The 25500-nt window shown below is 74.6% G+C and carries 25 protein-coding genes and 3 pseudogenes; 17 read left to right on the top strand and 11 right to left on the bottom strand.

Going from position 1 to position 25500, the window contains the following annotated elements; genetic code table 11:
- Positions 1-8: 8 nt before the first annotated feature.
- The 6 genes and pseudogenes from O1G21_RS09915 (at position 9) to O1G21_RS09890 (ending at position 4373) form a co-directional block, all read left to right on the top strand.
- Entirely contained in the window at positions 9-209 is a 201-nt protein-coding gene (locus O1G21_RS09915; protein WP_270142564.1) for a hypothetical protein, read from the top strand.
- 188 nt (positions 210-397) lie between these two features.
- Positions 398-979 carry a hypothetical protein gene (locus O1G21_RS09910; protein WP_270142562.1) on the top strand — a complete coding sequence of 194 codons (582 nt, stop codon included), beginning with the start codon at positions 398-400 and terminating at the stop codon, positions 977-979.
- A 51-nt stretch (positions 980-1030) separates the two neighbouring features.
- A pseudogene (locus tag O1G21_RS09905) lies at positions 1031-1309 on the top strand (AAA family ATPase); the annotation flags it as partial.
- A gap of 458 nt (positions 1310-1767) precedes the next feature.
- Positions 1768-1845 (top strand): annotated as a pseudogene (locus O1G21_RS09900) (transcriptional regulator); the annotation flags it as partial.
- Between the two features lie 9 nt (positions 1846-1854).
- Positions 1855-2070, top strand: coding sequence for a hypothetical protein (locus O1G21_RS09895; RefSeq protein WP_270142560.1), 216 nt, complete (start codon positions 1855-1857; stop codon positions 2068-2070).
- A gap of 116 nt (positions 2071-2186) precedes the next feature.
- Positions 2187-4373, top strand: a complete 2187-nt coding sequence (locus tag O1G21_RS09890; RefSeq protein WP_270142558.1) for a tetratricopeptide repeat protein — start codon at positions 2187-2189, stop codon at positions 4371-4373.
- Here the strand turns inward: O1G21_RS09890 and O1G21_RS09885 are convergent.
- Complete coding sequence (locus O1G21_RS09885) at positions 4357-6120, bottom strand: hypothetical protein (RefSeq protein WP_270142556.1); 1764 nt, start codon at positions 6118-6120, stop codon at positions 4357-4359. The genes O1G21_RS09890 and O1G21_RS09885 overlap by 17 nt on opposite strands.
- 456 nt (positions 6121-6576) lie before the next feature.
- Here O1G21_RS09885 and O1G21_RS09880 point away from each other — a divergent pair, with 456 nt between their 5' ends.
- Entirely contained in the window at positions 6577-7875 is a 1299-nt protein-coding gene (locus O1G21_RS09880; RefSeq protein WP_270142554.1) for a YhgE/Pip domain-containing protein, read from the top strand.
- Positions 7876-7883: 8 nt separating this feature from the next.
- On the opposite strand, the gene fdhD is transcribed toward O1G21_RS09880, so the two are convergent.
- Together fdhD and O1G21_RS09870 are read right to left on the bottom strand one after the other, a co-directional pair.
- Positions 7884-8741, bottom strand: coding sequence for a formate dehydrogenase accessory sulfurtransferase FdhD (fdhD, locus tag O1G21_RS09875; RefSeq protein WP_270142552.1), 858 nt, complete (start codon positions 8739-8741; stop codon positions 7884-7886).
- 76 nt (positions 8742-8817) lie between these two features.
- Positions 8818-9285 carry a GreA/GreB family elongation factor gene (locus O1G21_RS09870; RefSeq protein ID WP_270142551.1) on the bottom strand — a complete coding sequence of 156 codons (468 nt, stop codon included), beginning with the start codon at positions 9283-9285 and terminating at the stop codon, positions 8818-8820.
- Positions 9286-9648: 363 nt separating this feature from the next.
- On the opposite strand from O1G21_RS09870, the gene O1G21_RS09865 reads away from it, so the two are divergent.
- Positions 9649-11091, top strand: a complete 1443-nt coding sequence (locus tag O1G21_RS09865; protein ID WP_270142549.1) for a glyceraldehyde-3-phosphate dehydrogenase — start codon at positions 9649-9651, stop codon at positions 11089-11091.
- A 593-nt stretch (positions 11092-11684) separates the two neighbouring features.
- Positions 11685-12473 carry a hypothetical protein gene (locus O1G21_RS09860; RefSeq protein ID WP_270142548.1) on the top strand — a complete coding sequence of 263 codons (789 nt, stop codon included), beginning with the start codon at positions 11685-11687 and terminating at the stop codon, positions 12471-12473.
- Positions 12474-12479: 6 nt separating this feature from the next.
- On the opposite strand, the gene O1G21_RS09855 is transcribed toward O1G21_RS09860, so the two are convergent.
- Complete coding sequence (locus tag O1G21_RS09855; RefSeq protein WP_270142547.1) at positions 12480-12812, bottom strand: hypothetical protein; 333 nt, start codon at positions 12810-12812, stop codon at positions 12480-12482.
- 121 nt (positions 12813-12933) lie between these two features.
- On the opposite strand from O1G21_RS09855, the gene O1G21_RS09850 reads away from it, so the two are divergent.
- Positions 12934-13467 carry a hypothetical protein gene (locus O1G21_RS09850; protein ID WP_270142545.1) on the top strand — a complete coding sequence of 178 codons (534 nt, stop codon included), beginning with the start codon at positions 12934-12936 and terminating at the stop codon, positions 13465-13467.
- Here the strand turns inward: O1G21_RS09850 and O1G21_RS09845 are convergent.
- The 3 genes from O1G21_RS09845 to O1G21_RS09835 form a co-directional block, all read right to left on the bottom strand.
- Complete coding sequence (locus O1G21_RS09845) at positions 13406-14401, bottom strand: Lrp/AsnC family transcriptional regulator (protein WP_270142543.1); 996 nt, start codon at positions 14399-14401, stop codon at positions 13406-13408. The two genes, O1G21_RS09850 and O1G21_RS09845, sit on opposite strands and share 62 nt — an antisense overlap.
- Positions 14394-15797: an MFS transporter gene (locus O1G21_RS09840; RefSeq protein WP_270142542.1), complete on the bottom strand. Its 1404-nt coding sequence runs from the start codon at positions 15795-15797 to the stop codon at positions 14394-14396. Before O1G21_RS09840 ends, O1G21_RS09845 begins: the two co-directional genes overlap by 8 nt.
- Positions 15798-15926: 129 nt before the next feature.
- On the bottom strand, positions 15927-16805 hold the full coding sequence (locus O1G21_RS09835; RefSeq protein WP_270142540.1) for a LysR family transcriptional regulator: 879 nt from the start codon (positions 16803-16805) through the stop codon (positions 15927-15929).
- An 81-nt stretch (positions 16806-16886) separates the two neighbouring features.
- Here O1G21_RS09835 and O1G21_RS09830 point away from each other — a divergent pair, with 81 nt between their 5' ends.
- Genes O1G21_RS09830 through O1G21_RS09810 form a run of 5 tightly spaced genes read left to right on the top strand, consistent with a single transcriptional unit; the run spans position 16887 to position 19930 of the window.
- Positions 16887-17837 carry a DMT family transporter gene (locus tag O1G21_RS09830; protein ID WP_270142539.1) on the top strand — a complete coding sequence of 317 codons (951 nt, stop codon included), beginning with the start codon at positions 16887-16889 and terminating at the stop codon, positions 17835-17837.
- Positions 17834-18004 (top strand): hypothetical protein, encoded by a 171-nt coding sequence (locus O1G21_RS09825; RefSeq protein WP_270142537.1) that lies wholly within the window; start codon positions 17834-17836, stop codon positions 18002-18004. The genes O1G21_RS09830 and O1G21_RS09825 overlap by 4 nt, the downstream gene beginning before the upstream one ends.
- Before the next feature lie 56 nt (positions 18005-18060).
- Positions 18061-19017, top strand: coding sequence for a GNAT family N-acetyltransferase (locus tag O1G21_RS09820; RefSeq protein WP_270142536.1), 957 nt, complete (start codon positions 18061-18063; stop codon positions 19015-19017).
- Positions 19010-19798, top strand: a complete 789-nt coding sequence (locus O1G21_RS09815; protein ID WP_270142535.1) for an aminotransferase class IV — start codon at positions 19010-19012, stop codon at positions 19796-19798. Before O1G21_RS09820 ends, O1G21_RS09815 begins: the two co-directional genes overlap by 8 nt.
- 36 nt (positions 19799-19834) lie before the next feature.
- A complete protein-coding gene (locus O1G21_RS09810) occupies positions 19835-19930 on the top strand; it encodes a multicopper oxidase domain-containing protein (RefSeq protein ID WP_270142534.1) in 96 nt (31 codons plus the stop codon).
- A gap of 70 nt (positions 19931-20000) precedes the next feature.
- On the opposite strand, the gene O1G21_RS09805 is transcribed toward O1G21_RS09810, so the two are convergent.
- Entirely contained in the window at positions 20001-20942 is a 942-nt protein-coding gene (locus O1G21_RS09805; protein WP_270142533.1) for an LLM class flavin-dependent oxidoreductase, read from the bottom strand.
- Positions 20943-21028: 86 nt separating this feature from the next.
- Here O1G21_RS09805 and O1G21_RS09800 point away from each other — a divergent pair, with 86 nt between their 5' ends.
- Both O1G21_RS09800 and O1G21_RS09795 read left to right on the top strand, forming a co-directional pair.
- The gene (locus O1G21_RS09800) at positions 21029-21781 is read left to right on the top strand and encodes a helix-turn-helix domain-containing protein (RefSeq protein ID WP_270142532.1); all 753 of its coding nucleotides are present in this window, start codon (positions 21029-21031) and stop codon (positions 21779-21781) included.
- A gap of 323 nt (positions 21782-22104) precedes the next feature.
- Complete coding sequence (locus O1G21_RS09795; protein WP_270142531.1) at positions 22105-22521, top strand: ester cyclase; 417 nt, start codon at positions 22105-22107, stop codon at positions 22519-22521.
- Between the two features lie 27 nt (positions 22522-22548).
- Here O1G21_RS09795 and O1G21_RS09790 read toward each other — a convergent pair.
- The 3 genes and pseudogenes from O1G21_RS09790 to O1G21_RS09780 form a co-directional block, all read right to left on the bottom strand.
- Positions 22549-22777, bottom strand: a pseudogene (locus tag O1G21_RS09790) (Cmx/CmrA family chloramphenicol efflux MFS transporter); the annotation flags it as partial.
- A gap of 80 nt (positions 22778-22857) precedes the next feature.
- Positions 22858-23763 (bottom strand): diacylglycerol kinase, encoded by a 906-nt coding sequence (locus tag O1G21_RS09785; protein WP_270142530.1) that lies wholly within the window; start codon positions 23761-23763, stop codon positions 22858-22860.
- 100 nt (positions 23764-23863) lie between these two features.
- Entirely contained in the window at positions 23864-25489 is a 1626-nt protein-coding gene (locus O1G21_RS09780; protein WP_405000617.1) for an FAD-binding oxidoreductase, read from the bottom strand.
- Positions 25490-25500: the final 11 nt, after the last annotated feature.

The following is a 25500-nucleotide window of genomic DNA, read 5'->3' as shown; positions in this document are numbered from 1 at the left end:
GTACAGCAATGAACGTGTTCAAGGGCCTGGGCGTCCTGGTGGTGCTGGCCGGCATCGCCGTCGCACTCACCCAACTGCCCAACCTCGACTCGGCCTTCCTCTATCTCAGCATCGGCATCATCGCCGTGTCGCTGCTCACCTACGCCGCCTCCATACGTCGCAGCCGCCGGGACCGCCGGCTCGCGGGCGACCGCCGCCGCCGCGCCTGACCGCCGGAGCACACCGCCGTGGACGCGGTGGATCTGGTGGTGCCGAGCGGTTCGGGCACCGGTAGTCGGTCGAAAGGAGGATGGAGTGAACGGTGTGGCGGGCTTACCAGGGAAGCTTCGTGCTGTTCTCGTAATGCCTGATGTTCGGCGCCTGTGCGTGCACCGGGTCGTCCGGCGGGAGTGGATCCGTGGAAGGCCCGGTGCGCGCTTCCAGCGGTGTTGCGTCGGCCCGCGAATCCACTGCCGCACCCAGCGCTGAGCCGACGTTTCCGGAGAACACCAAGCAGCTGATCCTGCGGACGGCCAAGGAGAAAGGGACGGCGCCGGCGGGTGACCGGTTCACGCTGCTCCGGTTCAGCAACGGCTACGGGCCGGAGCTGCTCTGGCGGGCGGAGAAGACCGGTGACATCTGTACGGCTTCGGATGTGGTGGCCCGAGGCTGTGTCCCGCTCGCGGACATCGCCAAGCGGCCGACTCCAGGCGTCGGTACCTTCATCGGCGCCAGCCTGTTCGAGGGCAACTGGTCGGTGATGTTGATGGCCAACGGTGAGACGGTCGATCGCCTCTCGTGTCAGGGGCGGGACTTCCCGGTTCGGGAGGGGTACTCGATTCTGGTAGACGGCGTGCTCCACACCGTCTACACCGTGGCCATCCCGAGAAACCTCCAGGGCGCGTACCGGGTGGCCGTCCGGCGGGACGGCCACCCGGTCGAGGAACCTCTCAACCTGAACCTGGAGGAGAACTACGGCAGCGCTGCCGTTCAGTGCTGAGCGGCCGAGAGTGACCCGGTCGTGCCCCGCCTCCCGGCCAGGGAGGCGGGGATCGACTACTCCACCGGGATGCGCAAGAAGATCGGCCTGGCGACGGCGCTGCTGCACGCGCCCCGGCTGCTGGTACTGGACGAGCCCTTCGAGGCCGTCGACCCGGTGTCGGCGGCGACGATCCGGAACATCCTGCGGCGTTTCGTCGCCTCCGGTGGGTCGGTGGTGTTCTCCAGTCATGTGATGGCCCTGCTGGAGCAGTTGTGCGACCACGTCGGGGTGATCGCCGGGGGCCGGGTGCTGGCGGCCGGTCCGACTTCCTGTGCGGGCCCGGCTCCGGCCCGGCGCGTGCCCGTTGGGCGGCCGTGCCCGTCCTGCCGGTGGTGGCCCTCGGGGCTGCCCGCCTGCTGGCCCCAGGATGCGGGCGTCGGTCGGCCCACCGTCGTGTGCCTGGGCGGGGCTTGGTCGGCGTGGGAAGTCGGCCGACTTCCTGTGTGGGGCTCGGTGCCTGGTTCCGGGTGGGTGTCTCTGGCCTTCTGACCGTGTTGGTGGGGCACTTGGAGTGGTGCCGTGGTGGGTAGCCGCGGCCGGGCCGTCGTGTGCCCGGTCGGACCGGTTGGCGTGGGGATTTTCCGGCGCGGGGCGGGCCGGGGGACCGTCGGTACGATCGGTCTACGGGTGGTGCTGAGGAAGAGGCCTGGGACACCGAGGCGGCGGAGCGGGCGGCGGCGGTGTTGAAGGCGGTGGCGGACCCCCGTCGCGGTACCGGTTGCTGTGGGCGCTGAGCCGGCGGGGAGCTGCCGGTCAGCGAGCTGGCCGAGCTGCTGGGGGCGCATGGGGCCGCGACCTCGCAGCACCTCGCGAAGTTTCGGGCGGCCGGCCTGGTGGTGGCCCGTCGGGAGGGCACCCGGATCTTCTACCGGGCCACGGAGGGGCGTGGCCTGCTGACCGAGGCCGCCGTGATCGCGAACGACCTGCCGGGACGCGGCCACGGTGACGGTGACGGCGGTGCGGCTCCCGTGGCCGCGATGGCAGGGCAGCCCTTCGCCCGCGCCGTTCGGGGGGTGCGCCACCGTCCCGTGGCCGGCCAGGCGGGCTGAGCGGAGCCAACCGTTCGCACCGGACCCGCACAGCTGATCCGAGACGCTACCGTTGGGCGGGTCAGGAGACGTTGGCGGAGGGCGGAGCCTGCCGCGCGTGGTGCTGGGGGTGGGGCATGGTCGATCCGCTGTCGATCTCGGCGGTCTCGGGTGTGTTGGGGGCGGTCAGTTCGTCGATGGCCGGGGAGGCCGGCAAGTGGGCCTGGGAGGCGTTCGGCGGGCTGGTGCAGCGGGCGACCGGGCGGCAGATCCTGGCACCCGCCGGGGCCACTGAGCGCGAGGCCGTCGCCCGGCTGCTGGTGGAGGGGGCCCGCAACGACCCGGCGCAGGCCCGGGCGTTGGCCGCCTGGATGAGCGGAGTCCCCTCCGGCCTCCCGTTCGGCAACTCGTCCGGCCACCCGGGCGACCCCGGCGGGGCGGACGCGGTGCCGCGCCTGCTGCCCGCCTCCACCCGTTACTTCACCGATCGCAAGGGCCCGCTCGCCGCGCTCGACAAGGAGGGCGGCCGCAAACCGGACGGCCGTCCCCGGCAGGCCCTGCTGCACGGACCGGACGGCATCGGCACCAGCGCGGTCGCGATCCACTGGGGCAGCCGCGAGGCCGCCCGTTTCCCGGACGGTCAGCTCTACGCGGACCTACGCGCCGCCGGGCCGCAGGACGCCGCCGATCCGGCGACGGTGCTGCGCCGCTTCCTGCACCGCCTCGGCGTGCCCGCCGAGCACGTGCCCGCCACCGTCGAGGACCGCGCCGACCTGTTCGGCGCGCTGCTGGCGACCCGCCGCCTGCTGGTCGTCCTCGACCACGCCCACTCCGCCGCCCAGCTCCGGCCGTTGCTCACCTCCGCCGCCGGGGTTTTCACGGTGATCACCGCCCGCCGCCCGCTGGCCGGACTGGACGCCGTGAACATCCCGGTCGGCCCGCTCGCCGACAAGGACGCCCGCCGGCTGCTCACCGAGGTCGCGGGGAAGCACGCCGTCACCGCCGCCCGGGCCGCCCTGCCCGGCGTCCTGGAACGCTGCGCCGGCTACCCGTTCGCCCTGCGTACCGCCGCCCCCGGCCTCGCCGAGGCCGCGCTCGCGGGACCCGGAGCCGCGCTCGCGGGACCCGGGGGCGTCGGGCGACCGGCCGATCCGGCCGAGGCCGCCGCCGAGGACCGCTACCGACGACTCCCGCCGGACGCCGCCCTCGCCTACCGCCGCTGCTCGCTGCGCCCCTGGCCCGGGCTGACCGCGCGGGTCGCCGCGGCCGCCACCGGGCTCGCCGAGCCGGACGCGGCCGCCGCGCTCACCGAACTCGCCGACGCCGGCCTGCTGGAGACCGCGGTCGACGGCCGGTACCACTACCGCCCGGTGGTCCGCCGGCACGCCGAGGCCCTGGCCGTCCGCGAGGACGGGCTCGCCGCGTGCGCCGCCGCCGTCACCCGTACCGTCGAGACGCTGCTGCGCCTCGCCGTCGCCGCCGACTACACCGCGCTGCCGCAGCGTTGGCACCTCGGCCCGCTGTACGCCGTGCTCGGCCCGAACGGCCACCCGGACGAGGCGCAGGCGCTCGCCGCGCTCGGCGCGGAACTGCCCAACCTGGTCGAAGCCGTCCGTACCGCCGAGGAGTTCGCCGCGCCGGAGCTGGTCTGCCAACTGGTCGAGGCGCTCTGGGCCGTCCAGCTCAAGGCCGGCCGGCACGACGAACTGCTGCCCGCCCTGCGGGCCGGTGCCCGGGCCGCCACCGCAGCCGGGACGGCCCCGCGGGTGGCCGGCCGGATGCACGGCCAACTCGCCCTCGCCCTCGTCGAGTTGCAGGAGTACCGGGAGGCCGAGCGGCACCTGTTGCTGGCGGCGGAGGCCGAGGAGAAGGACGGGCACCTGCGCGGCCAGGCCACCGCCGTCGAGTCGCTCGGACTGCTGCGGCTGCGGCAGTGGCGCTACGCCGAGGCCCTGGACTGCTTCGACGGGGCGCTCGGCCTGCTCGGCGGGGTCGGCCCGGAGGGCGACGGCAGCGCCGATCTGCCGCGCGCCCGTGCCCTGTTGAGCCGGCACCGGGGCCGGGCGCTGCGCGGTCTCGGGCGCTTCGACCAGGCGCGGGCCGCGCTGGAGGAGGCGGTGGCGTTCTTCCGCGGCACCGGCGAGGGCTACAACACCGCCCGGGCGCTCACCGACCTGGCGCAGGCGCTGATCGAGCAGGGGCACGGCGCCCGGGCGCTGCCACTGCTCGACGAGGCGGGCACCCTGCTGGAGCGGCAGGGCGCACGGTTCCACCTCGCGCCGCTGGCGGTGCTGCGCTCGCTGTGCGTCAACGGGACGGTGTGACCGTCACCCGGTGGGCGGCACCACCACTGCGTACCGTCAGCTCGACGGGCGACGCGCGACCGTGCGCCGCCCGCCAGGCCAGCAGGGCGGAGGCGGCCGCGGCGGGGTCGAGGCCGTGGACGGTCAACTCCCAGGCGAGTCCGGTGCGTTCGAAGGCCGTGCAGGTGTCGGGACCGGTGACCAGGGCGGCCAGCGCGCAGGAGCGGTGACGGCCCAGCACCTCGGCGGCCCACTGTCGGGGCGGGCCCAGCCGGGGGTCCTCGGGCCGGTCCGGCGGGGTGTGCTGGAGGATCAGGTCGGCCAGGTTCAGCGCGCCGGGATCGAGGGTGTCCTCGTGCACCGCCAGGTGCCCGTCGCCGGGCCCGTCCGGCTCGTACCGGGCGGCGGCGAACCGGCGTAGCGTCACCGTCCCGTCGTCCACTTCGGTGAGCACCCGCAGCGGCGCCGTGACCCGGCCCGGCTGGTGGGCGGGCAGCGGGAGCGGGTCCAGCAGCGCGGGCGTGGCCGGTTCCGGGATGCCGATCAGCCCGTGGAACAGCGCCCGCAGGCGCTCGGCCGCCTCGCCGGGGCAGGACGTGGTGAGGACCGCCGGGCCGGACGGGACGCGGCCGTCCGCGAGGACGGCGTCGAGCTGGGGGCGCAGCGGCGCGTACGGGTCCAGCCGGGGCGCCTCGCGGACGAACTCGGCGACCTGCGAGGACTGTTCGACGACGGTGAGGCCGGGCGCGGCGACCAGTACCGGGGTGCCGATCGCGGCGGCGTAGTAGCTGACCGAGCCGAAGTCGCCCACGACGGCGTCGGCGGCGATCAGCGCCTGCCGCCAGTCCGTCACCGGATCGACCGGGGTCAGACCGGCCCGGACGGCGCCGTCCAGCCACAGCCGGATCTGCCCGGGGCCGTGGCCGTGCCAGACGTTGGGGTGCAGCACGGCGGCGACCCGGTACTCGTCCACCGGCAGCTCGGGCAGCCGCGACAGCAGCAGCGGCAACACGTCCTCGGGGCCGCCGTCGCCGAACAGCGAGGTGGGGTTCCAGGTCGAGTTCAGCAGGACGAGGCGCTGGCCCGGTCGGACTCCCAGTGCCCGGCGGAACGCCTCGCGGCGGGGGTGTGCTGCCAGGATCCGGTCGAAGCACGGGTCACCGCCGAGCACCGCCGTGCCCGCCGCCTCCGGGCAGGACTCGCGGAGCCGGTCGAGCTGGATGGGGTGGGAGAGCACCATGGCGTCGGCGACGGGGGTGCCGTCCTCGGCGAGCGCCCACTCGGGCGAGAGCCCGAACACGGGGCCGGCGGCGAGGGCACCGAGGGCAACGGGCGCCCGGTGTCCGGTGTCCGGTGTCCGGTGTCCGGTGTCCGGTGTCCGGTGTCCGGTGTCCGGTGTGGCCAGCCTCTTATTGTAGCCAACGCCGTGCGAGAGCACGACCAACCTGCCCTTGACCGCCTGGAGTTGACCGCCGAAGCTGGCCGAGATCGCCAGGTCCGCCTCGACGTCCAATGCCTGCTCCCAGGGCAGCACGGGAACACCGAGCGCCGTCAGCAGCGCGGACGTTCCGGAGCGGAACGGAGACGTCCCCGGACAGGTGGCCAGCAGCTGCACGCGCAGGTCGTCCCGGAACAGGCCGACCACGTCGAGCAGCCGGGTCGCCGACGTCACGTTGTGCACGATCAGCAGCACCCGCCGGCACCCGCCCCGCGTCGCCCACCGCTCGGCGTCGCCACCGACCGGCACCCTGATCCACCCGTCCCGCAAGCCGCCCTCCCCAGTCCTCGCCCGTCGGCTCCACCTCGGGGAAGCTTAGCGATCATGGCCGAACGCCGTGCCGCGAACGGTCGAGGGGCCCGGAGGGCGGTTCGGCCTACCGCGGCACTGTCCCCGGCTGGGCCTCCTCCAGCCGGTACTCCTGCCGCCCCGCTTCGGTGTTGACGTGTCGTCAGATCGACGTGCAGGGAAGGTTGTTACCACGTGCCGGAGGTGTAGGGGCGTACGAGGACAGGCGGGGGCCGGGGCTACTGTGGCCCGGACTACTGCAATCCATGTCTCTCGCCTCCTCCCGGCCGACGCACCAACCTTTACCCTCCCGGATGTGTGCCGGTCGTGTGGCGCCGCCCGGGTGACGCGGGTTTGGCCGGGACGCGGCCACGGAACGACTTCCCGCCGTACCCGCAGCGGCACGGCACCGGCCCGTGCCCGAAACCGAGGGGTGGCATGGCGACCACGGGCTCCCAGGAGGCTCCCCGGCAGGCGAGTGCGCTGGCGCTCGCCCGGCACCCGAAACTGTGGATCTTCCCGAGCATCCTGTGCGCCCTGGTGGCCGTGGTGCTCTCGCTGCTCTACATGGGCGGCATCATCAACCCGAACGGCCACCTGCACCGGCTGCCGATCGCCCTGGTGAACGCCGACCAGGGAGCCCCGCCGCCCGGCCAGCCGGTGAACTTCGGCACCCAGCTGACCCGTGCGATGGTGGCCGGCACGCCCGACGACACCGTCCACTGGCGGCAGACCGACGACGCGGGCGCGCACGACCTGATCTCCTCCGGCAAGGTGTACGCCGCGCTGTTGGTCCCCAAGGACTTCACCACCGCCATCACCAGGCTGGCCACCGGCGGGGCCACCGAGCGACCCAGCCTGACCATCCTCACCAACCCGGGCCTGGGCAGCCTCGGCGCCTCGATGGCCGCGCAGATCGCCCAGGGCGCCGCCCACCAGGCCTCGCTCGCGGCCGGCAAGCAGCTGCTGGCCGCCGTACCGGCCTCGAACGCCGCCGGCCCGGACGGCGGCGCCACCGCCCGACTGCTGCTCGCCGACCCGTTCGCCGTCACCACCCGGACCGGCCCGATCGGCAGCCACAGCGGGCTCGGCCTGAGCGCCTTCTACTACACCCTGCTGTCCGTCCTGAGCGGCTTCATCGGCGGCAACATCATCCACAACGGCGTCGACGGCGCGCTCGGCTACAGCGACAGCGAGATCGGCCCCTGGCACACCCGCCGCCCGACCGTCCCGATCAACCGCACCCAGACCCTGCTGCTCAAGATGGTGATGACCGCCGGGATCATGCTGCTCACCACCTCGCTGGTGATGGCCTGCGCGGTCGGCGTCCTCGGCATGGACGCCCCGCACCAGGCGGTGCTGTGGGTGTTCGCCTACTGCGCCAGCCTCGCGGTCGGCCTCGGGGTGCAGGCGATCAACGCCGCGTTCGGCGGGATCGGGCAGCTGGTGTCCATGTTCGTCTTCATCGCGCTGGCCCTGCCGTCCTCCGGGGCGACCGTCCCGCTGCAGGCGGTGCCCGGGTTCTACCGCTTCCTCGGCGCCTTCGAGCCGATGCGCCAGCTCAGCGACGGCATCCGGGCGATCCTCTTCTTCGACGCGCGCGCCGACGCCGGGCTGGCCCGCGGCTGGATCATGATCGCCGTCGGCGTGGTGCTCGCCCTGGCCTTCGGCTTCGGGATGACCCGCTACTACGACCGCAAGGGTCTGCACCGCTGGACGCCCCAGCCCTCCGACTAGGTTCTCGACTAGGCGTTCTCCTCCCGAGCGACTTCCTCCCGAGCGGTGTCGATCCGGTCCGTGCGGGTGTAGACGTTCATCGAGTCGCCGCGCAGGAAGCCGACCAGGGTCAGGCCGCTCTCCTCGGCCAGGTCCGCCGCCAGGGAGGAGGGCGCGGAGACGGCGGCGAGCATCGGGATGCCGGCCATCACGGCCTTCTGGACCAGCTCGAAGGAGGCCCGGCCGCTGACCATCAGCACCGTGCCGCGCGCCGGGAGCAGGCCCTCGCGCAGCGCGTGGCCGACCACCTTGTCCACCGCGTTGTGCCGGCCCACGTCCTCGCGCAGGCAGAGCAGCCGGCCCTCGGCGTCGAACAGTCCGGCCGCGTGCAGGCCGCCGGTGCTGTCGAAGACCTTCTGGGCGGCGCGCAGCCGGTCGGGCAGCGCGGACAGCAGCTCGGGGGTGACCCGCAGCCCGTCCTCGGCGACGCTCCACGGCGCGGTGGTGCGCACCGCGTCCAGGCTGGCCTTGCCGCACAGGCCGCAGGAGGAGGTGGTGTAGAAGTTGCGCTCCAGCGAGGCGTCCGGGGCGGGCACACCGGCGGCGAGCACCACGTCCACCACGTTGTAGGTGTTGCCGCCGTCGGCGGTGGCCCCGGCGCAGTAGCGGATCCCGGCCAGGTGGTCGGCGGCGTGCAGCACGCCCTCGCTCACCAGGAACCCGGCCGCCAGGTCGAAGTCGCTGCCGGGGGTGCGCATGGTCACGGTCAGCGGGCGGCCGCCGACCCGGATCTCCATCGGCTCCTCGGCGGCCAGGGCGTCGGGGCGGTGCGAGGGGGTGCCCTGGCGCAGTCGCAGTATCCTGCGCGGAACGGTCACTCGGCCCATCGTCGTCGGCTCCTCGGGGGGTCGGTCCGGATTCGGTACGGATGAATCCTCCCTCGTGGCGGCGACGCACCGTGACCTACCCGCCGCTGCCCACCGCCAGCACGACCGCGCTCGCCGCACCACCCGGCGTCTCGTAGGTCACCGTCTCCCCGGCGTGGCGGCCCAGCAGCGCCTTCCCCAGCGGGCTGTCGTAGGTCACCAGGGTCATCTCCCGTTCCTCCGCCACCTCGGAGATCTCGACGGTCTCCTCCTCGCCGTCCGAGAACCGCACGGTGACGGTCGAGCCCACCCCGATCACCTCCGTCGACGGCGCCCCGGCCACCTCGGCCTCCCGCAGCCGCCCCTCCAGTTCGGCGATCCGTCGGTCCAGCCGCGTCACGTCGGAGGCTCGCTGCAGCTCGTCGGCGGCATCCGCCGGATCACCCACCGGATCGTCCCCGCGCAGCGTCGCGGCCACCTCCCCCCGCTCCGCCCGCAACTGCGCCAACTCCTCGCGAAGCGCCCGCAGGCCCTCGGCACTGATCGGTTCCGGCCCACCGCTCATGGCAAGCTCCCGGGTCTCTCACGCAGGTTGAAACACCGGCCGTCTCTCATTACCCCACCCCACCCGGCCCCCGGCAAATCCTCGGCGCGGGGCGGTGGGAGCGGCTGGCGGGGCACTGTACTGGTCCCGGCGATCACTCGGGGTTGCGTTCGCCGTCGTCGTTCCGGGCTGACGGCGAAGGTCCGGATCCCCTTGCCGCCGGAGGGTTTCCGGGGTGGCGGTGATCACCCTCGGGGGCGGTGGGGTGGGGAGATGCGCAGGTGGAAGGGGTGGGGGAAGTGGGGGAAGGTGGGACCTGGCCGTTGGGGTGCGGGCGGGCGAAGCTACCATGTGGGCAACACCCTCAGCTCGAAAGATGGACTTGTGACTGTCAACGACGACGTGTTCACGGACTGGAAGAACCGCGAGGAGATCGCGGAGTCGATGATCCCGATCATCGGGCGGCTGCACCGGGAGAAGGACGTGACCGTCCTGCTCCACAGCCGTTCCCTGGTGAACAAGTCGGTGGTCAGCATCCTCAAGACGCACCGCTTCGCCCGGCAGATCGCGGGCGAGGAGCTCTCGGTCACCGAGACCATGCCGTTCCTGCAGGCGCTGACCACCCTGGACCTCGGCCCCTCGCAGATCGACCTCGGGATGCTCGCCTCGACCTACCGGGCGGACGACCACGGCCTGTCGGTGGAGGAGTTCACGGCCCGGGCCGTCGCCGGTGCCACCGGTGCGAACAAGCTGGAGCGCCGGTCCGCGCAGGACGTCGTGCTGTACGGGTTCGGCCGGATCGGCCGCCTGGTCGCCCGGCTGCTGATCGAGAAGGCCTCCGGCAACGGCCTGCGGCTGAAGGCCATCGTCGTGCGCAACGGCGGCGGCGACGACCTGGTCAAGCGCGCCTCGCTGCTGCGCCGGGACTCGATCCACGGCCAGTTCCAGGGCACGATCACCGTCGACGAGGCGAACAACAAGATCGTCGTCAACGGCAACGAGATCACGGTGATCTACTCCAACGACCCGAGCGAGGTCGACTACACGGAGTACGGGATCAAGGACGCGATCCTGATCGACAACACCGGCAAGTGGCGTGACCGCGAGGGCCTGTCCAAGCACCTGCGCCCCGGCATCGCCAAGGTCGTGCTGACCGCCCCGGGCAAGGGCGACGTGCCGAACATCGTGCACGGCGTCAACCACGACATGATCAAGCCGGACGAGCAGATCATCTCCTGCGCCTCCTGCACCACCAACGCCATCGTCCCGCCGCTGAAGGCGATGGAGGACGAGTACGGCGTCGTGCGCGGCCACGTGGAGACCGTCCACTCGTTCACCAACGACCAGAACCTGCTGGACAACTACCACAAGGCCGACCGCCGCGGCCGCTCGGCGCCGCTGAACATGGTGATCACCGAGACCGGTGCCGCCTCGGCCGTCGCCAAGGCCCTGCCGGACCTCAAGGCGAAGATCACCGGCAGCTCGATCCGCGTGCCGGTGCCGGACGTGTCCATCGCGATCCTCAACCTGCAGCTGAAGCGGGAGACCAACCGCGAGGAGGTCCTCGACTACCTGCGGAACGTCTCGCTGACCTCGCCGCTGAAGCGCCAGATCGACTTCATCGACTCGCCCGACGCGGTCTCCAGCGACTTCATCGGCTCGCGGCACGCCTCGATCGTGGACGCCGGCGCGACCAAGGTCGACGGCGACAACGCGATCCTGTACCTGTGGTACGACAACGAGTTCGGTTACTCGTGCCAGGTCGTGCGGGTCGTGCAGTACATCTCGGGTGTCGAGTACCCGACGTTCCCGGTTCCGGCGGTCTGATCGGTCGGTCGGGATTTTCGGTGGGGCGGTGGCCGTTTTCGGTCGCCGCCCCGTCGGTGTTTTCGGGGGTGGGGTGGGGGGTGGTGTTTGGGGGTGGGGGGCTCTCGGGAGGGTGGGTGGCCGGGGCGGTTCCGGGGGTGGCCGCTCCGGGGGCTGGATGATTTTCCGACTGCCGACTCTGTGGGTGGGGTGTTGGGCGCCGTTGGCAGTCTGAAAATCACCCGCAACGCCCCTCTCCGGGCCACCCCCTCCACCGCCCCTCCCGCAGCGCGTCCCTCTCGCCTGGTCGGGTGGTGGGGGGAGGAGGAGGTGTGGCGTGGGCGGGCGAGGCGTTGCCCGCGCGCCCACGAGGGGGGTTGGGGTGGGGGGTGTTGTGGGCGCGCGGCGTGCCCAGGAGGGAGGGCCCCACGGCCCCTCCCGCAGTGCGTCCCTCTCGCCTTGGTCGGGTGGGAGGGATGTGAGCGTGGGCGCGCGGGGCGTTGCCCGCGCGCCCACGATGGTGGAGCGGTTCGTGTGCGGGGGACCCGGGGCGGGTGTGGGGTGGGGTGGTCGCTATCTTGAGGGGTCACGGACAGTCGTGAGGGGAGCGGGCTATGGGGATGGGTGGTCGGCGGATGGTCGCCGTGGTGGCGGCCGGGGTGCTGGCGGGGGTGCTGGCCGGGTGTTCGTCCGGGGGGTCGGGGGACGCCAAGGGAGGTGCCAAGGGGGCTTCAGGGGCGGCGAGTTCGGCGGTGACGGCGGTTGCCGCGGCGCCGACGGGTGCCGGGGCTGCGGTGTCCGTGGCCCCGTCCGCGTCCGCGTCTGCTGCTGGTGCGAGCGGCAGTGCGGCGCCGGTGCCGCCGGCCGCTGCCGCCGCGCCCAGCGCGGATCTGGAAGCGGTGCTGCTGGACGACAAGGTGGTCGGGCAGGTGCTGCCGGACGCCAAGGCGATGGCCGGGTGGGACGAGGAGAAGCGCAGGGTCGACACCGCCGACCACGCGGTCACCTGCTCGGCGTCGACGCCGTGCACGGGCAAGCCGCTCAGCGCGTCGGTCCGGTTCTCCTCGGGGGACCTGGTCACCCGTTTCCTGGTGGAGACGCTGGCCAGCCGGGACGCCGCGAAGAACCGGTTGCGGGAGACGTACGCCTCGTACCCCGTCGGGCCGTTCCACAAGGTGGACGCCCCGGCGTTGGGCAGCGAGAGCCAGGCGTTCGTCGGGCCGCTGTCGGCGGGGGACGGGGTGAGCATCGTGGTGCGCTCGGGCACCGTGGTGGCGAGCGTGACGACGGAGGGCGGTCCGGTGGACCTGCCCGCCGCCCGGCGGTTCGCCGTGATGCTGGTCAACCGGATCGAGCAGGCGCAGTCGGGGAAGACGCCGGACGCCGGGCTGGCTGCGGCCTGACGGACCCTATGAACAGGCCGGCAGCAGGCCGAGCGCCAGCAGGGTGTCCAGCGCGCAGTGCGGTACGTCCCAGTCGGGCAGCGGTCCGCTCCGCCCGGTGAGGGTGGCGCAGGCGGCGGTGAGGGCGGCCTCGGCGGCGAGCAGGTCGTCGGCGAGGACGAAGGCGACCCCGTCGACCGCGCCCGGGCCGGTCAGGATCCGGGCGTGCTCGATCCGGGCCGGTACCGGCAGCCCGCGTGCCAGTCCGTCCCGGACGGCCTCCGGGGAGGGCGGGGGAGGGGCCGTCGGGGGGCCGTCGGGACGGTACGGGGCGCGCAGGTGGAAGCGAATGGCGTGCACGGGAACCAGCCTGACCGATCGTCAGCGGAGGTGGTGGCGTGCGCGGTGTCAGAAAACTGTCAGGCAGCAAGATGCCACCGGTCGCACCCTCGGTCCGGGCGGTGCTGGGCTGGGGAAACCGGTGTCGGGCGCCCGTGATCTGAACTCTTGGGTGGTCTTCGCCCGGGTGCTCAAGCTGTGGGACCAGGACCCGGACGGCTTCGACGACGACTACCTGATCGTCCTGCAGTCGCGCGCCTACGCCGCCCTCACCACGACCTGGTCGAGGCACTGCCCGAGCCCTCCGCGGGGGACCGCCGCGCGCTTCGAGGCGGCCGTCGGCGCGTACCGGCGCACCGCCGTCGAGCTGGGCTCCGCCCGCCGGGCCGCGACCTCCCGCCAGTACACCGCCGACGCCGCCGCCCGGCAGCGGCGCCTCGCCGAGGCGACGGCCGAACTGCGCGAGCTGCTGGCCCCTGCGCGAGGCGGCGCAGGTGCTGGCCGAGCTGCGGGCGCGGTTCACGTCCGGCTGAGGGGGCGGGGCGGGGATCCCGGCAGTGGTGCGTTCAGCCTCGGTCACGATGCGCACGAACTACCGTGGCAGGTGTTGTCCGTCATCTGTCAGGGAGCGAATCCACGCGACCGGCGCCCGCCGGGACGGGCCCCGCCGCCTTGAGCGTCCGCAGGACCGGCGCCGACTCCAGGGCCGTGATCCCCGGGACCTCCCCCAGCCGTCGGGTCAGGTAGCGGTGCAGGTCGGCCGGCTCGGTGCACAGGGCGAGGGCCACCAGGCTGCTGGGGCCGGTCGTGGCGGCGACGAAGGCGAGCTCGCGGTGGGTGGCCAGGGCGCGGCCCACCCGGTCGACGTGGGCGGGGGTGACGCTCAGCCAGAGCAGCGCCTGCAGGCCGGCCCCCAGCAGTCGCGGGTCCAGCTCCACGTCGAGGAAGACCGTTCCGTCGGCGCGCAGTTCGGCGAGTCGGCGGGCGACGGTGGCCGGGGTGCGTCCGGTGGCCGCGGCCAGCTCGCCGAGCGGCGTGCGGCCGTCGACGTGCAGCGCGCCGAGCAGCGCCAGGTCGGCGGTGTCCAGACCGTGCGGACGCCCCACCGGCTCAGGCCCCTCGGGAACCCGGAGTCCGGCCTGCTGCTCCTCGGTGAGCGCCTCGGTGCTCACCGGCCAGGCGGTCGGGCCGCCCCGGTAGGTGTGCAGCAGGCAGTGGGCGGAGACGGCGGTGACGGCGGCGGTGCGCGGGATGTCGCGCAGCAGCAGGCTGTGGCCGTCCGGGCCGGGGTCGGTCGCCACGATCGTGGTGATCTCGGTGCCGCCGGAGGTGAGCTTCACCCAGGCGGTGTCCTCGCGTCGGACCAGTGCCCGGGCGAGCCGTTGCGCCGTGTGCGGCCCGGCGGTCAGCCGCACCAGCCACTGGGCCCGTCCGGCCCGGTGCGGGTCGGCCAGCCCGACCACCCGGAGCCCGGCCTCGGACCGCAGCCGCCGGTAGCGGCGGGCGACGGTCTGCGGCGAGACGTCGAGCACCGCCGCGATCCGGCTGAACGGCGCGCGCCCGTCCACCCGCAGGGCGTGGACGAGGGCACGGTCGAGCTCATCAAGCATGCGTGGCTTCCCGGTGGTCGGCGGTGCGGTCGTCCGATTCTGCCGCCCCGGCCGGTCCGGGCGTGGTCATCCACCGTGCTGCCGCCGCGACGGCCGCGAGTGCCGCCGCCGCAGCCCAGCAGGCCCGCTGCGCCCCGGCGGCGTCGGGGACGGCCAGGTAGACGCGCCCGAGCAGGGCCACGCCCACGGTGGCGCCGAGCTGTTGGACGGCGTTGAGCAGGCCCGCCGCCGAGCCGGTCTCCTGGGGCCGCAGCGGTCGCAGGGCGGTGGTGAAGAAGGCCGGGGTGAACAGGCCTTGCCCGAGGCCGACCACCGCGAGCGCGTACGGCAGCGACCCCGGCCGTTCGCCGGTGCGGTAGGCGGCGACGGTGGCCAGCAGTCCCACCGTCAGCACGGCCAGCCCGGCGGGCATCACCCGCGCCCCGTACCGCCGGACCAGCGAACCGCCCGCCCACAGCGAGCCGGCCGCGAGCCCCGCCGACATCGGCAGCAGGGTCAGTCCGCAGGCCAACGCATCGGCTCCGGCGGCGAGTTGGAGTTGCAGCACGACGACCACGGTGAGCCCGGTGGTGACCGCGAAGGCCAGCGCCAGGGCGAGCAGGGCGGCTGGGAAGCGCACCGAGCGGAACAGGCTCGGCTCCACCAGGGTGTCCGCGCCGCGCCGGGCGCCGTGCCGCTGGTGGCCGACGAAGGCGAGCGCGAGCGCCGCCCCGGCGGCCGTCAGCGGCCAGGGCGCCCCGTCCAGCAGCGGCAGCACCAGCAGCCCGGTCGCCGACGCGGCGAGCGCGCCGCCGACCGGGTCGAGGCCGGGGCGGCGCGGGGCGCGGTCCTCGGCGAGCAGCGGGGCGAGTGCCAGGACGGCGAGCGAGAGCGGCAGGTTGACCAGGAAGACGGCGCGCCAGGAGGAGCCGAACAGGTCGGCGTGGGTGAGCAGCCCGCCGAGCACCGGCCCGGTCACCGCCGCGAGCCCCATCACCGGTCCGATCGCGCCGAGCGCCCGGGCCGTCTCCTCGCCCCGGTACATGGCCCTGATCAGGCCGATGGTCTGCGGCACGATCGCGGCGGCCGCGCCGCCCTGGACGGCCCGGAGGGCGAGCAGCGCACCGAGGGTGGGGGCGCAGGCGCAGGCCAGGGAGGCGAGCAGGAAGACGGTGACGCCGGTCCGGAACACCCGGCGCCGTCCGAACCGGTCGCCGAGCCGGCCGCCGGTGAGCAGCAGGACGGCGAACGGCAGGGTGTAGGCGGAGGTCAGCCAGGGCACGGCGGCCACCGGGCCGCCCAGGTCCGCGCGCATCAGCGGTGCGGCGACCTGGACGACGGTCGCGTCCAGCAGGTTCATCGCCTCGGCGGTGAGCAGTGCGCAGAGCGCGAGTCGGCGGTGCGGGTGGACGGGCATGGGAGTGCTCCGGGATAGGGCGGTCGGGACGTCGCCACCCTCGGTCCGGACGGCCTCCTCCGCCAGTAGCGCCCGCCCGGAACGACGAAAAGCTCCACCGGCCCCGCCCGTGGCGCCGAAAAGCGCCGCTCAGGCCGGGACGGTCACCGCCGCCCCGGCGAGCAGGCCGGTGACCGCCGGGGACCAGGGGCGGCCGGTCGGCCCGGTGAGGGTCAGGGTCCGGTGCACGGCGGGCCGGATCGGGACGAGGACGCAGTCGGGCGGCAGCATGGTCAGCGCCAGCGCCGGCATCACCGAGACGCCGACGCCCGCGTGCACCATGCCGATCAGGGTGTTGAGGTCGCGGATGCGGTGGCGCGGCGCGAAGCGGGTGCGGGCCCGGCGGTAGGCCTCGCGGATGTGGCGTTCGCAGCCGCCCTCCGAGAGCAGGAAGTCGTCGTCCTCCAACTCGGCGACGTGGATGGACTCCTGACCGGCCAGCGGGTGGTCGCGGCGCAGCAGCGCGTGCATCGAGTCGGCGCCGAGCGTGACCGCCCCGGGCGGTGGCGACCCGGCGTCGACCAGGACGGCGGCGTCCACCGTGCCGGCCTCCAGCCAGGTGGGCAGCTCGGCGTCCTCGCCCTCGAAGACCCGTACGGTGAGCTGCGGGTACGCCGCCTCCCAGTCCCGCAGCAGCCCGGGCAGCAGCGCCTGGCAGACGGTGGTCGGGGCCGCCAGCCGTACGGTGCCGGTGAGGCCGCCGGAGTGCCGGGTGGCGATGGCGCGCACGGCGGCGGCGGAGGCGACGGCGGTGCGGGCGTGCGGCAGCACCTGCTCGCCGAGCGGGGTGGGCCGGCACGGGGTGCGGCGCCGCAGCACGGGGGCGCCGAGCGAGCGCTCCAGCGCGGCCACGGCGTGCGACACGGCGGACTGACTGATGCCCAGCTCGTCGGCGGCCGCGCCGAAGCCGCCGGTGTCGGCGACCGCGACCAGCGCCCGGAGCTGGGCCAGGTTGACCTCCGAGGCCATGAGAGTTGCTCATCCTTCCGGCACTGCCACTTGTTGGACTCATGTTCCGCCGCCGGGCCACGCTCTGTCCAGCACACGGAAGTGGGAACGGACGGGGAGGTGGTCGGGGTGCGGCGCTGGTTGCCGGGCTTCGTGGCACTGTCGGCGATCTGGGGCGCCAGCTTCGCCCTGATCAAGGTGGCGGTCGAGGCGGGCGTGCCGCCGCTGTGGGTGGCGCTGTCGCGCAGCGCGCTGGGCGCCGCCACGCTGTGGACGGTGCTGCTGCTGCGCGGCGAGCGGGCCCCGCGCGACCGGGTGCTGTGGGGGCACTCGGCGGTGGTCGCGGTGCTGCTCAACACCGTGCCGTTCACCCTGTTCTCGTTCGGCGAGACCAGGGTCAGCTCGGTGCTCGCCGGGGTGATGAACGCGACCACCCCGCTGTTCACCCTGCTGTTCGCGGTGCTGAGCGTCCCCGAGGAGCGCCGCCCGGGCGCCCGCCGGCTCGCCGGCCTCGGGCTCGGCTTCGTCGGCGTGCTCACCGTGCTCGGGGTCTGGCACGGCCTCGGCTCCGGCGAGACCGTCGGCGCCCTCGCCTGCCTGGCCGCCGCCTGCTGCTACGGCGCGGGCTTCGCCTACCTGCGCCGCTTCCTGTCCGGCCGCCCGGAGACCGTCACCACCCTCTCCACCCTCCAGATCACCTGCGCCACCGCCGAGTTGGCCCTGATCGCCCCGGCCGCCGCGGGCCTCCCGCACTGGCCGGGCGGCCCGGCCGCCGCCGCCCTGCTGCTGCTCGGCGCGCTCGGCACGGGCCTGGCCTACCTGCTCAACCTCGGCCTGGTCCGTACGGCCGGCACCGCCGTCGCCTCCGCCGTCACCTACGTCATGCCCCTGTGGTCCACCGCGCTCGGCGCGGCCCTGCTCGCCGAACCGGTCGGCTGGAACGCCCTGGCCGGCGGCATCCTGGTGATCGCCGCCGTCGCCCTCGCCCGCCCCCGCAGGGCCGCGGCCCTCGCGACCCGGAGGGTCCTCGGACGCTCGGGGGCGGCCGGGTGACGGACTTGGGGAGGGCGGGCGGACTGGGCGCGCAGGCGCCGGCCGACCTGTCGACCCGGCCGGAGTGCGACGTGGATCCCGAGCCGCGGGGTTCCACCGCCTCCACCGCCGAGGAGGTCGCCGCAGCGCAGGCGAAGGTCGCGGCCGACCTGGGGTGGTGGGGCTGACGTTCGGTGCCCGGTGGATTACCGGTCGTGCCCGGAGGGCCGCTAGGGTGGCCCCCGTGGTGAGGTCGTGGGATGCGGCGGTCGAGCGGGCGCAGGACCGGTTGGCGGCGGGGGTGCGGTTGCGGGCGGCCGTCGAGGCTGAGGAGCGACGGTTCGCCCGCTGGGACTTGGCGTCCCTGGTGGAGGGCGAGCTGGGCGAGCCGGTGGACCCGGACGCGCTGGCGCCGCAGGCCGAGCGGGACTGGCGGGAGCGGCTGGGGGAGAGCGGCCGGGAGTGGCCCGGCGGGGAGCTGTACCGGCGCCGGTACTGGATCCGGGACGACCGGGGTGCGGTCGCCGGGACGGTCGCGGTGGACAACTGGACCAGGGGCCCGAGCCAGCTCGCCGTGTCCTCCCTGTACGTGCGGCCGCGGTCGCGTGGCCAGGGGCTGGCGGCCGCCGCGCTGGACGAGGTGTACGCGGCGGCCACCGCCGAGGGCCTGCCGGGCTTCCGGCTGGAGGCGCACTGGACCTGGCAGTCGGCCGTCCGCTACTACCTGCGCCGCGGGCTGTGGGTGGTGGGCTGGAAGCGCTCGCTGTCGCTCGCCCGGATGCCCCAACTGCCGCTCCACCGGGTGCGCGAGGAGGACGGGCGGCTGCTCCTGCTGGTCGCCGACCGGCAGCGCGGCTGGGTGCCGATACTGGCCGCCGGGCAGGAGGGCCGCTGGCTGCGGCTGGACGAGACGGCGGACTACCGGGGCTGTGACGGCTGGGTGCACGAGTACGCCCGCTCCACGCTGGCGCTGTACCTGGCGCTGGCGGGCCGTCCGCTGGTGCGCGGGCCGCAGTGGTGGGCGGAGGCGTGGCGCTGGGCGGACGCGGGCGAGCCGGAGGGGCTGGCGTCCAGGATCGAGGAGTTCGAACGGGCGGCCCGGGCGTCGGGCCGCACGGTCGTCAGCCCGTACCGGCCGGTGGTGCTGCCGGAGTCGACGCCCCTGGTCTCCCCGCGGCTGGCAGACTCGGGCGATGACTGAGATCGAGATCGACGGCGCGCCCGCCGACCCGGCGCGGCTCGCCGCCCTGGGGCTGCTGAACTACGGGCACTTCACCACGCTGCGGGTCGAGGCGGGCGGCGTCCGCGGTCTGGCGCTGCACCTGGACCGGCTGGTCCGGGACTGCCGGGCGCTGTTCGCCGCCGAGCTGGACCGGGCGGTGGTCAGGGAGCGGATCCGCGCGGTGCTGCCCGCCGACGGCTCCCCGGTGATCGTCCGGGTCACCGGCTACGACCCCGCGCTCGGCCTGGAACGCCCCGCCGCCCCCGCCACCCCCGCCCTGCTGGTGACCACCCGTCCGGCCGCGACCGCCGAGCCCGCCCCGCTGCGGGTGCGCACGGTGGCCTATCGGCGGGAACTGCCCGAGGTGAAGCACGTCGGCCTGTTCGGCCTGGTCCACCACCGTCGCACCGCCCAACTCGCCGGGTACGACGACGTGTTGCTCATCGACGAGGACGGTCTGGTGACCGAGGGCGCGACCTGGAACGTCGCCTTCCTGGCCGGAGACCGGCTGGTGCGGCCCACGGGCCCCAGCCTGCCCGGCGTCACCGAGGCGCTGCTGGCCGGGGCCTACGACGGCCCGCAGTCCCGCGAGCCGGTCCGCGCCGCCGACCTGGCGCGCTTCGACGCGGCCTTCGCGCTCAACGCGGGCGTCGGCCCGCGCCCGCTGGCGGCCGTCGACGGCACCGCCTTCGACCCCGCCCACCCGCTGCTCGCCGAACTGCGCGCCGCCTACCTCGGGATCGCCGCCGACCCGGTGTAGCGGCGGCCGCGCCCCGCCGAGGCGGTGGAGGTGCTGGTGCGCTTCACCGACTACGCGGGGACGTACCTGCTGCACTGCCACGACCTGGAGCACGAGGGCATGGCGATGATGGCCGACTTCACCGTGGAGTGAGCCGGTCACACCCGAACGGCCCGCTGCCGGAGGGCGACTGCCGCGCCGCCCTCCGGCACGCTTCGTCCCATCACCACGACCCGGGGCGGGTGAGCGCGGCGAGGCGCTCCAACTGCTCGTACTGGTCCGCGAGGTCGAGCGCGCCGAGCCGGGCGACGACGTGTTCGGCGCCCGCCTCGGTGTAGCGGCGCAGGGTGGCGGCGACCTGCTCGGGGGTGCCCATGGCGATCGCCTGGATCCGCTCCACCTCCTCCAGCGGCAGGCCGTAGTTGGAGCGGCCGTAGGCGTCCATGGTGCGGCGGGCCGCCTCGGCGTCGTCGTCGATTCGGACGTTGACGAACAGCGCCGGGGTGACGGCCTCCGGCGGGCGCCCGGCCTCGCGGGCGGCCCGGCGGACGCCCGCCAACCCGGCGGCGTAGTCGGCCGGTTGGGGCGGGTAGGGCAGCCAGCCGTCGTAGCGGCGCCCGGTCCGGGCCAGCGCCGACGGGGTCGCGCCGCCGAGCCAGACCGGCGGTCCGTCGGGGCGGAACGGGAGTGTGGCGGGCGGGAGTTCGGGGAAGGAGTGGAACTCGCCGTGGAACTCCGTCGCCCCGGCCCACAGCGCCCGCCAGAGCGCGACCGTCTCGTCCAGCCGGGCGAAGCGGCGCTCCCACGGCACCTGGGACAGCTCGTGCAGCGGCTGCCCGAAGCGGCCCGGGAAGCCCGCCCCGACGGTGACCGTCAGCCGTCCGCCGGAGAGCAGGTCCACCGAGGCCAGCGCCTGCGCGGCCTGCACCGGGCGGCGCAGCACCGGCAGCAGCGCGCCGGTGCCGAGCCGGATGCGCTCCGTCACCGGGGCGACCGCCGCCAGCATGGTGAGCGGTTCGATCCGCGGGGTGAGCAGGGAGTCGTTGACGAAGAGCGAGGCGAAGCCCGACTCCTCGGCCCGGCGGGCGAGTCCGATCAGGTCGCGCGGGTCGCCGGCGGGCTGCCACTGGGCCTGGCCGGTGGGGAGGAAAACACCGATGTCCATGCCGCCGATCCTGCGCCGTGGTGCGGCATGGGCTCAATTCCCCCGCGGGAATGGCGGGGCGCGCGGCACCCGGATAGAAGTGGGGAATGGACTTCCCCCGGGCGCTGCGCGAGCGCCGCACCGACCGCCGGCTCAGCCAACTCGACCTCGCCACCCGGGCGGGCACCACCCAGCGGCACCTCAGCTTCATCGAGTCCGGCCGCTCCGTGCCCGGGCGGGGCATGGTGGTGCGGCTCGCCGAGTCGCTCGACCTGCCGCTGCGCGAACGCAACGAGCTGCTGGTGGCGGCCGGTTACGCCCCCGTCTACCCGGAGACGCCGCTGGACGGGCCGCGGTTGGCACACGTCCGGGCGGCCATCGACCACCTCCTCGCCGGGCACCTGCCGTACCCCGCGCTGGTGGTCGACCGGCGCGGCGACGTGGTGGCGGCCAACGAGGCATTGGACGTGATCACGGCGGGCGCCGACCCGCGACTGGTCGGGCCCGGCACCAACGCCTACCGGCTCGCCCTGCACCCGGACGGGCTGGCGCCGCGCATCCGCAACTTCGCCGCCTGGGCCCGGCACATCGTCGAACGCACCCGCCATCTGGGCGAGTTGCACGAGGAGTTGAGCACCTACGTGCCCGAAGCGATGGTCGGCGACCAGCACCTGGGCTTCGCGGTGCCGCTGGAGCTGCGGACCGGGCTCGGCGAGCTGCACCTGATGACGACGGTGACCACCTTCGCCACTGCCGTCGACGTCACGCTCGCCGAGCTCAAGTTGGAGGCCTTCCTGCCCGCGGACGCGCGGACGGCGGAGCTGCTGCTCAGAGCCCGGGGAACCGGTAGTCGGCGGTGATCCGCCCGGCGGCGTCGAGGAGGACGAACTCCACGCCGCCACCCGCGAGTTCACCGGTCTCGACGGACACCATCTCCCAGGCCGGCGTCGGGCTCCGTCCACAAGGCGGCGTAACGGTCGGCGAGTTGCTGGGCACTGGTGGTCATGGTCGGCTCCTTCACGGGTTCGGTCGGTCACTGTGTGCCCCCATCCTCGAAGCGGCGTCGTCACCGGACGATTCCCGCCGGGGAATGGCCGCCCGCTCCCGGAATGGCTTCTGCGGGGCGCCGGTGGGAGGGTCGAGGTGAGGGGGCCCTGGCCGCTGCCCGCAGGAGGTGGACGCGATGAGCGCCGAGGTCAACAAGCAGGTCGTGGAGCGCTTCGACGCGGTGGTCCGGGCCCGGGACATCGGCCTCCTGGACGAGCTCTGCACTCCGGACCTGGTCAACCACGCCCTGGACCCCAGCCGGCCCGCCGGGCTGGAGGGCACCCGGGAGTTCCTGTCCACGGCGGCCGGGCGGTTCGAGGACGACCACTGGCGCAGTTGCCGCACCGTCGCCGAGCACGACCTGGTGGTCCAGTTCGGCCTGCGGGTCGGCCACTGGACGGGTGGCGACTTCCTCGGCTTCCCCACCCACCACGGCGACTACGCCCGTGAGGCCGCCTTCGCCTACCGCCTGCGGGGCGGTCGGATCGCGGAACGCTGGGCGATCCGCGACGACCTGACCATGATCCGGCAGCTCGGCGGCATCCGGCTTTGAGCCGGCTCGGTCGCCCCTGGGCCGGACCGCGGCGAGCAGCGGGTCCACCGTGGCGCCGACGTTGAGGGCGGCCGCCGCGTAGGCGCCGGCCAGGGCGGGGCCGGCGGCCTCGTACCGGACCCGGGTGATCAGCGTGCCGCCGACCGCGAAGGACAGCGCACCGAGCACCAGCACCAGGGCGAACAGGGCGACCGGCGCGGGCGGCCGCGAGGGCGAGCAGCGGCCGGCCGAGCAGCAGCAGTGGCCCGGAGGACGCGGCGGAGGCCGTCGCCTACCGACGGGGGCGAGGCCTGAGTTCCCCGGGCGGCCGCCGCTGCCCGGGGAACGCTTGAGGGATCAGGGCACCAGCAGTCGCAGCGCCTCCCGCCGGACGGTGACCTCGATCGGGAGGGCGGTGATGAACTCGCCGTCGGCGTAGGCGGTGATGCCCGGGGACGCGATCCGCAGGGATGCGGTGCGCAGCGTGGTGACCTCGGGGTGGTGGATGTGGGTGCCCTTGAACAGGGTGGGGAAGAAGCGGGCGATCCGCAGGCGGGGCATGGCGTCGACCAGGGTGACGTCGAGCAGGCCGTCGTCGGGGAGGGCGGCGGGGCAGATCAGCATGCCGCCGCCGTAGCTGCGGGTGTTGCCGACGGCGGCGAGGGTGAGGTCGCGTTCGATGACGGTGCCGTCGGCGAGGGTGATCCGGAACGGCAGGGGCCGCAGGTTGGCGAACTCGGCGAGGATGGCGAGGTTGTAGCGCATCCGGCCGCGGGGCCAGCGCAGCCGGTTGGCGCGGTCGCTGACCAGGGAGTCGAAGCCGGTGGCGAGGACCGAGCCGTACCAGCGGACGGCGCCGTCCGGACCGGTGATCCGGCCGAGGTCGATGCTCCTCACCCGCCCGGCGGCGATGACCTCGGCGGCGGCCTCGGGGTCGTCGAGCGGCAGGCCGTACTCGCGGGCGTGGTCGTTGCCGGTGCCGGCCGGTATGACGCCGAGCGGGACGGTGCCGTCGGCGAGGGCCTGGAGGGCGAGGTTGATCATGCCGTCGCCGCCGACCACGACCACCGCGTCCGCCCCGCCGGCCGCCGCCTCGCGGGCGAGGCGGACGGCGTCGTCGGCGGAGCGCCCGGCCCGCGGTTCGACCTCGACGCCGAGGGCGCGCAGCCGGGCGACGGCCCGGTGGGCGGCGGGTCCGGCGTGCCCGATGCCCGCCGCCGGGTTGGTGAGAACGGCGACCCTGCGGACGGTTCTCGGCCTCATGCGCCCGCCTCGCTTCGCTCGCCAGGGGCATTCGCCCGCCCGCCCCTTTCGACGACTCTCCCCCAGCCTCCGGCCGGGGGTGCCCCCATGCTGCGCTCGCTCATGAGGGGATCAGCTTGCCGGGGTTGAGGATGCCCGCGGGGTCGAGCTCGGCCTTGACGGCGCGCAGGATGCGCACGCCGAGGTCGCCGATCTCCTCGGTCATCCAGGGCCGGTGGTCGGCGCCGACCGCGTGGTGGTGGGTGATGGTGCCGCCCGCGCCGATGATGGCGTCACCGGCGGCCCGCTTGGCGGCGCCCCACCGGGTGAGCGGGTCCTCGCCGAGGGCGGCGACGACGGTGAAGTAGAGCGAGGCGCCGGTCGGGTAGACGTGCGAGACGTGGCACAGGACGAGCGCGCCGGGCAGGGCGCCGGTCAGGGCCTCGGTGACGGCCGTACGGAGCTGGGCCAGGTCGCTCCAACTGGCCGCCGTCTCCAGGGTTTCGCACAGCGCGCCCGCGTTGAGCAGCGAGTCGCGCAGGTAGGGGGCGCTGAACCGGCCGTGCTCCCAGGCGCGGGCGGGCGCCTCGCCGAGCGAGCTGCCGCCGGCGGCGAGCAGGACCTCGCGGGTGAGGTCGTGCCGGGCGGCGACCTGTTCGGCGTCGCCCTCGAAGACGGTGACGGCCAGACAGCCGCTGACCGCCGGGGAGCCGCCGATCTGCTCGGTCATGGCGAGGTTGACCATGGTCTCGGCCTCGTCGGAGAGCCGGATGACGGTCGGGCCGGTGCCCTGCTGTTCGACGGCGCGCAGCGCCGCCGTCCCGGTGGCGAAGTCGGGGAAGCTCCAGGCCTCGTGGGCCTTGACGGCGGGCAGCGGGTGGACGCGCAGGCGGACGGCGGTGATCACGCCGAGGGTGCCCTCGGAGCCGAGGAAGAGCTGGCGCAGATCGGGGCCGGCGGCGGAGGCGGGGCCGCGGCCGAGTTCGAGCGTCCCGGCGGGGGTGACCACGCGCAGGCCGCGGACCATCTCGTCGAAGCGCCCGTGGCCGGCGGAGTCCTGGCCGGAGGAGCGGGTGGCCGCGAAGCCGCCGATGGTGGCGAAGCGGAAGCTCTGCGGGTAGTGGCCGAGTTCCCAGCCGCGTTCGGCGAGCAGTGCTTCTGCTGCGGGCCCGGTGAGGCCGGCGCCGAGGACGGCCTCGCCGGAGGTCTCGTCGAGGGCGTGGAGGCGGTCGAGGCGGCGCAGGTCGAGCGAGACGACGGCTTCGAGGCCGCCGCGCTCGGGGTCCAGGCCGCCGACCACGCTGGTGCCGCCGCCGAACGGGACGACGGCGATCCGGCGTTCGGCGCACACGGCCAGCACGGCGGCGATCTCGGCTTCGTCGCCGGGCACGACCACGGCGTCGGGCGCGTCCTGCGGCTCGCGGCTGCGGCGGCGCAGCAGGTCGGGGGTGGACTTGCCGCCGGCCCGGGGCAGGCGGTCGGCGTCGGCGGCGCTGACGTGCGTCTCGCCGACGGCGGCGGCGAGCGCCTCCAGGGCGTCGGCGGTGATCCGGGACGGACGCAGCACGACCTCGGCGGCGCTCGGCCCGGGGGCGGCGTCGCCGGTGACGCCGAGGGCGGCGGCGAGCAGTCCCTTGATGTCCGCGGACAGCTCCTTGGCGAGGGCCGGGTCGCCCCAGGCGTCCCACTTCATCGGGGGGAGCGGCAGCGCGGCGCCGGCTGCCCCTGCTTGCGTCTCAGGTGCCATGCGTTACAGTT

Origin of the sequence: Kitasatospora cathayae (assembly GCF_027627435.1) — a bacterium.
Classification (GTDB): Bacteria; Actinomycetota; Actinomycetes; order Streptomycetales; family Streptomycetaceae; genus Kitasatospora; species Kitasatospora cathayae.
Note: the sequence above shows the minus strand (reverse complement) of the source record. Positions and strands in the feature narration are given on the sequence as shown.

Excerpts from the sequence above, each read along its gene's own strand:
- O1G21_RS09795 (WP_270142531.1), top strand. The coding sequence starts at position 22,105 with ATGAGCGCCGAGGTCAACAAGCAGGTCGTGGAGCGCTTCGACGCGGTG.
- O1G21_RS09800 (WP_270142532.1), top strand. The coding sequence starts at position 21,029 with ATGGACTTCCCCCGGGCGCTGCGCGAGCGCCGCACCGACCGCCGGCTC.
- O1G21_RS09840 (WP_270142542.1), bottom strand. The coding sequence starts at position 15,797 with ATGCCCGTCCACCCGCACCGCCGACTCGCGCTCTGCGCACTGCTCACC.
- fdhD (WP_270142552.1), bottom strand. The coding sequence starts at position 8,741 with ATGGGCCGAGTGACCGTTCCGCGCAGGATACTGCGACTGCGCCAGGGC.
- O1G21_RS09785 (WP_270142530.1), bottom strand. The coding sequence starts at position 23,763 with ATGAGGCCGAGAACCGTCCGCAGGGTCGCCGTTCTCACCAACCCGGCG.
- O1G21_RS09845 (WP_270142543.1), bottom strand. The coding sequence starts at position 14,401 with ATGCTTGATGAGCTCGACCGTGCCCTCGTCCACGCCCTGCGGGTGGAC.
- O1G21_RS09835 (WP_270142540.1), bottom strand. The coding sequence starts at position 16,805 with ATGGCCTCGGAGGTCAACCTGGCCCAGCTCCGGGCGCTGGTCGCGGTC.
- O1G21_RS09860 (WP_270142548.1), top strand. The coding sequence starts at position 11,685 with ATGGGGATGGGTGGTCGGCGGATGGTCGCCGTGGTGGCGGCCGGGGTG.
- O1G21_RS09880 (WP_270142554.1), top strand. The coding sequence starts at position 6,577 with ATGGCGACCACGGGCTCCCAGGAGGCTCCCCGGCAGGCGAGTGCGCTG.
- O1G21_RS09890 (WP_270142558.1), top strand. The coding sequence starts at position 2,187 with ATGGTCGATCCGCTGTCGATCTCGGCGGTCTCGGGTGTGTTGGGGGCG.
- O1G21_RS09780 (WP_405000617.1), bottom strand. The coding sequence starts at position 25,489 with ATGGCACCTGAGACGCAAGCAGGGGCAGCCGGCGCCGCGCTGCCGCTC.
- O1G21_RS09805 (WP_270142533.1), bottom strand. The coding sequence starts at position 20,942 with ATGGACATCGGTGTTTTCCTCCCCACCGGCCAGGCCCAGTGGCAGCCC.
- O1G21_RS09815 (WP_270142535.1), top strand. The coding sequence starts at position 19,010 with ATGACTGAGATCGAGATCGACGGCGCGCCCGCCGACCCGGCGCGGCTC.
- O1G21_RS09870 (WP_270142551.1), bottom strand. The coding sequence starts at position 9,285 with ATGAGCGGTGGGCCGGAACCGATCAGTGCCGAGGGCCTGCGGGCGCTT.
- O1G21_RS09915 (WP_270142564.1), top strand. The coding sequence starts at position 9 with ATGAACGTGTTCAAGGGCCTGGGCGTCCTGGTGGTGCTGGCCGGCATC.